The 5445-nt window shown below is 53.7% G+C and carries 3 protein-coding genes; 1 reads left to right on the top strand and 2 read right to left on the bottom strand.

Going from position 1 to position 5445, the window contains the following annotated elements; genetic code table 11:
* Nucleotides 1-58 precede the first annotated feature (58 nt).
* A complete protein-coding gene (locus tag WCO56_28675; protein MEI7733578.1) occupies nt 59-505 on the top strand; it encodes an SGNH/GDSL hydrolase family protein in 447 nt (148 codons plus the stop codon).
* Nucleotides 506-770: 265 nt separating this feature from the next.
* On the opposite strand, the gene WCO56_28670 is transcribed toward WCO56_28675, so the two are convergent.
* The gene (locus WCO56_28670; GenBank protein MEI7733577.1) at nt 771-3125 is read right to left on the bottom strand and encodes a sulfurtransferase TusA family protein; all 2355 of its coding nucleotides are present in this window, start codon (nt 3123-3125) and stop codon (nt 771-773) included.
* Between the two features lie 5 nt (nt 3126-3130).
* Nucleotides 3131-4120, bottom strand: a complete 990-nt coding sequence (locus tag WCO56_28665) for a cysteine synthase family protein (protein MEI7733576.1) — start codon at nt 4118-4120, stop codon at nt 3131-3133.
* Nucleotides 4121-5445 lie beyond the last annotated feature (1325 nt).

Below are 5445 nucleotides of genomic sequence, written 5' to 3'. Positions count from 1 at the left end.
TGCCATGAAGAGAATATATCATATTTAGTCTCAACTTGAAAGCAAATTAGAATTAGCCGTGGTTTTGACGAATGGCCCTTACGACGTTATCCATATCAACTTGGGGCTGCACGGCTTTCAAAAAGACCGCGTCGTGAAGGGCCAGGCCGAAAAACAACCACGTATCCCGGACGGTCAGTTTGAGCCACTGACAAAAGCGTTCGTCGAGGTCATGCGAAAAGTGAACCCGCGAGGCAAGATCATCTGGGCCAGCACCACCCCGATCTCGCTTCGGGATAAGCCGACGGAGCTGGATCCGCAAAGCAACCCGATCATCGTCGAGCACAACCGGATGGCTGCAAAAGTGATGGCTGAAATGAATGTGCCGGTGAACGATTTATACAGTCTCATGATGAACCGCCTCGACCTGAAGCAAAACGATTTCCACTGGAAGGATGCGGCCAAGAAAATCCAAGGGGAGGCCGTTGCCGACTGCGTGCTCAAGCTGCTACCGGAGAAAAGGTAGGCAACGGCATCCAATGATGCGCCTGCTAAGCCATTATGAATCAACCAGCCTGCAAAACAATGAAAACAACATTTCACACATTTCTGCTTCTCGCCGCTCTTTCGCTACCCGCCTTGGCAGCGGAGAGTGTGCAAGAGGGTCTTGAAAAATGAAGAGCCCCGCACCAAATGGAGAGTGTGGCTTCTCCCGGTGCGGGGTTTGCTTGGTGTGCATTCAGAGGTTTGGCAACCCCTGAAAATTCATGTGGCTTTTGATCGTGTCTGCATTAACGCTTGCGGATCAATACCCGGGAACTGCTTCCTTCGGGGGTGACGGAAATTACGGCATGGCCGTCTTTGGTTGCGCTTTCAGGAACATTGCGCGCTCCGTTGGCGTCCAGCAGAACCGCCAAAATCTGACCGGATTTCAACTGATCCAGCGCCATTTTAGTTTTGACATAATTCAGCGGACAGACCACGCCGCGAAAATCCTTGGCCAGATCCGGCTGCACTCCGGCGGCAGTACTCGTACCAGCAGCAGGAGTGACAGGGACCACGTCGCACCGTTTTGGAAATTGCAGCGTTGCATCCATGGCCTTGAACAGGTTTTGCACGTGGTTCACAAACGCGGTGACTTCCTCCGAGGCCACAAGGAATAACGCCGCCGGGTTTGGGCTTCCGGCGACCCGTCCACCCAAGGTAACGAGTGGAAGAAAACGCGACTCGGCCAATTCGGTCGCAAGAAAGTGCTTTTGAAACAGGGTAAAGGCTTCCTTGTCCGTGGTGGCCTGTTCCCCCCGGGTCACCAGCAAGGCGCGCGCAGCCAAGGCGGCGGCTGAAAAATATTGCCGGGCTTGCAGAGCCTCAGCAGCGCTCTTGAGATCAACATCAATGAGATCGAACACGCCGGCACCGCATTCTCCCGGCCCACGTCCGGCAAGTGAGAACGCCTCGTCCGCCCCCCAATCGAAATAGAAATTCTTGTCTTCCGAAAAGCCAGGGACGGGTTTGTATTTCTCCGCCAGTTTTTCGAAGAACCCCTCGCCTTGGGTGCGCAGATAGGCGTGAAAGTCCGGCTTTTGCTGGGATTTCCCATAATCCGCGAGCACCTCGGCCAGGAATTCGGGAACGCGATAGGCCGGGATGGTCTGGCGGCCACGGGCCAGTTCGGTTTTCCCCTCCGCCACCTGTCCGCCGAATTGAAGCACATAGTGCGGAACCAGGCGACCATCCACGCGGCGAGCCGCACCAAACAGACCAATGTGCCCCAAGGGATGGCGACCACACGCATTGGGGCAGCCACTGATGTTGACTTTCAAATTACCAAGGGAATGCAAGTCCAGCTTGCTGCGTGAAAGGGTATCCGCAATTCCCCTGGCCACACCACGCGAAAGGCAGATTCCCAGTTTGCACGTGGAAGCGCCGGCACAGGCAATCAGATCGCGGAGCACTGGCGCACAGCTTTCCGCCAGGCCAAGGGCAGAGAGCGCCGCATGCAACGAGGGCAGTTCGGACTCATTGACCCAACGCAAAACGAAATTCTGTTCTTGAGTGGTGAGCAAACGTTGCTCGCCATGGTTTTCCACCACACCGGCCAGCGCGCGAAGCGTATCCGAATTAATGTCCCCGAGGAACAACGGAATATGAACGTAATGGAAGCCAGCCTGTTTCTGGGATTTGACATTGGCGTCCAGCCATTTCACGAAACCCGGCGAGGTGACTTTGGTAGCAGCGGGGGACGCCGGATCCAGCGCGGGCAGCGGCAGCGGACGGAGCGCGGGCAAAACCACTACCTCACGACGCACCTGCTGGAGCTGCGCACTGTATAGTTCACGGAACGCATTCAACCCCAACTGGCGGATGAGAAACCGCAACCGGGCCAACCGTTTATCCTTGCGGTTACCGTGGGTGTTAAATACCCGCTTGATGGCCTCCGCCACCAGCGGCGCGTCAGCAACGGGCACAAACTCCTCCAACAAATCCGCGACCCGGCTGCTGGAGCCCAATCCACCGCCCACATACACGGCAAAGCCTTGAATACCATCGTTAACTTTGGCGATAAATCCCAGGTCGTTGACGGTCGCTCCCGAACAATCACGGCCGCAGCCGGAGAAGGCGATTTTATATTTGCGCGGCAGTTGGAAGGATTGCGGATCTGCCAGCATGAATTCCGTGAGCGCGATCACATGCGGGGCGACATCAAAGGCTTCATCGGCACAAACCCCGGCATGCGGGCAGCCCGTGATATTGCGAACGGTATTGCCGCCGCCGCCCTTGGTGGAAAGGCCCGCTTCAGACAACGCGGCCAACGCCGGATGAATGCCCTCCAAGGGAACACGATGCACCTGGATGTCCTGCCGGGTGGTCACGTGCAAAATGCCATTGCCAAAGTTCTCGGCCACCTCCGCAAGGCGGCGCAATTGGTGCGGCAGTGCGACCCCGGCAGGGAAACGGACACGCAACATGTACGTGCCGGATTCGCGCTGCTCATAAACGCCTTGGGGAACGCGGAACACCTGGAATTGCGTGGCGGAGATAGCGCCATCTTTGAATTGCGCGACGTTTTTTTCAAACGCAGTGAGATCCTGCGGCAGGCTGGCCGGCAGATTCCATACATTCGGGAGAAAATTTTGCGTGGTCATAATCGTTATTCGGCTGGCAGTCCTTCGTTGCCGAGTGTATCCGCAAAGAAGCTGGCATATTTGAAACCGCCATCCGGTGAGATGGCGACCGCCACTCCCGGATGATCCTTTAAAAACTCATTGGCCGCATGCACGATCGCCCCGGTGGACGGCCCGACAATCAGCCCCTCTTCCCGGAACAGCCGTTTGGTCACAGCATAGGCAGGGTCATCATTCACCCGGATGACGTGATCAATCACGCTGGGATCAAGGATGGCAGGCTGCTTGGCTTCCTGGAAATTCTTCAAACCGGGGATACGATGACCCTTCTGCGGTTCCACTGCAATGATCTGGACTTGGGGGTTTTGCTGCTTCAAATAGCGACCCACCCCGGTAATGGTTCCACAGGTCCCATATCCGGCGAAAAAGAAGTCCACTTTGCCTTCGGTTTGATTCCAAATTTCCGGACCAGTCGTCTCGAAATGCGCGGCAACGTTGTCCGGGTTTTCATATTGATTCGGCATCACGTAGTGGTCCTTAGTGGCTTCTCCGGTCACAAAGGAATGAGCCAGCGCAATGGCTCCATCCTTGGGATGGTTAATGGGGCACAAGTCATCGGGGGTGGCCCATACTTCAGCACCAAGCATCCGCAGCAGCAGCTTTTTTTCATCCGGCACACCATCGGGAATGGTGACCGTAAGTTTCCTGCCGGTCAGTGCGGCCAGCGCGGCCAACGCAATTCCGGTATTACCCGAACTGGGTTCCACCAATGCTTTGCCTTGCAATTGACCACGCCGCTCCAATCCCTGCAAGAGGTAGTGGGCCGTGCGATCCTTGATGGAGCCAAAGGGATTGAACCACTCCAACTTGAGAAACAAATGGCTGGGCAATGCGGGAGCCACGCGGTTGACCCGAACCAAGGGAGTCGGGTTAGACGGATTGGCAATCAATTGGCGAACATCGTCGAAGCGGCGAAGCTTCGGCTCAGCAGGCAGATGTGTCGGTCTTATTGACATGGTGCTTAGTATAATCTAATATACGACTCAATTGGTCGTAGTTTAATATAAACAAGTCACTTGTCAAATTCATTTTAGAATATTTCGGCTGGGGCGGAGATTGCGATTCCGGTTGGGGCGGCGGGCTGGAATCGGTACGAAATCGGTACGTTTCTGAACAAAACTGGTACGTTACTGACCGATTTCTGACCGCATGAAACCACCGGCGAGCACCAGAAACCACTGGAAAGCACCCAAAATGAAATTTTTGAAGGAAAATGGGGAGGTGGGAAAGAACATGGCAAAAATATTTATTGGCATAAAAATTGGAAACAGCCATGCAGATCGCATGGACTGGCAAATGAGGAATCGCAGCCCCAGGAGAGCGCGGGGCGGAGTCAGCAGATACCAGTGACCAGTCATCTGTCATTGGTGACCTGATAGTTGCACTTATTTGCACTTTATTACACCTTTCTGCACTTTTTTGCACCACCTTTGGGTGCGCCCACAGCAGTTGAGGCAAAACTTTACCAAAGGTTTACTATTTCTTTACCAGATTCGGGAATTTGGCAGTGGCCGGGGGCTTTGCCCGCGAAACACGCGAAACAACGCGAATGGGGATGCAAGCCCCGTTCAAACTGGTCACCATCTCAGTGACTGATCTATTCATTGGCGCCTTTCTTTTAGGAGGGGGTTCATGGTTCCCTCCGGGTTGTCCCTGGACACACAAGGGCAAGGGACTGGTTATCGGTTAATGGTTATCAGTTGTTATTAATTGAGTTTTAATAGATCCCTTCCTCACCGAGAAAGGCCCGAGCAAACGGGGACTACTGGCCCGCCTCTGGAGGGTTTTCGCCGGTCAAGCAACACGACACGGCCGTGCCGATTGACGATATAACTTATACGCTATTCCGGCTGGGAATGCAATGGGGAAAATTAAAAAAAAAGGGGAAAAGTTTGAAGGAAAATGGGGAGGCACCGACATGGCAAAAAAATTGGAAACAAATTCATTTTGCAGAAAGATGAAGACAGGAAAATAGGAACTTGAAGAAGACAGGATGAACGGGATGGACAGGATTGAATAAGTCCGAAGCGCGAAAACGGAAATCCGAAAGAACTTTTACAGAATTTTTTACTGAAGAATAAAGGAGCTTGGATTCAGGAGCTAGAACGGGCGAGGAATTTAAACCGCGAAATATGCTAACAACGCGAAAGTTGAAAGCCAGGAGAGAATTTGGGAATCAGGAGATGGAATCTGAGCAAGCCTGGCTAAAGACAAAACGAACCAGCCTAGAGGCTATAAATATTTTCGTGTAAGTGGCCGACGATAGCTGAGAGGATAAGAA

This window comes from Verrucomicrobiota bacterium, assembly GCA_037139415.1.
Classification (GTDB): domain Bacteria; phylum Verrucomicrobiota; class Verrucomicrobiia; order Limisphaerales; family Fontisphaeraceae; genus JBAXGN01.
This window is presented reverse-complemented; position numbering and strand designations above follow the sequence as displayed.

Bases quoted from the DNA above. Each gene is read 5' to 3' on its own strand.
- WCO56_28670 (MEI7733577.1), bottom strand. From the start codon at position 3,125: ATGACCACGCAAAATTTTCTCCCGAATGTATGGAATCTGCCGGCCAGC.
- WCO56_28665 (MEI7733576.1), bottom strand. From the start codon at position 4,120: ATGTCAATAAGACCGACACATCTGCCTGCTGAGCCGAAGCTTCGCCGC.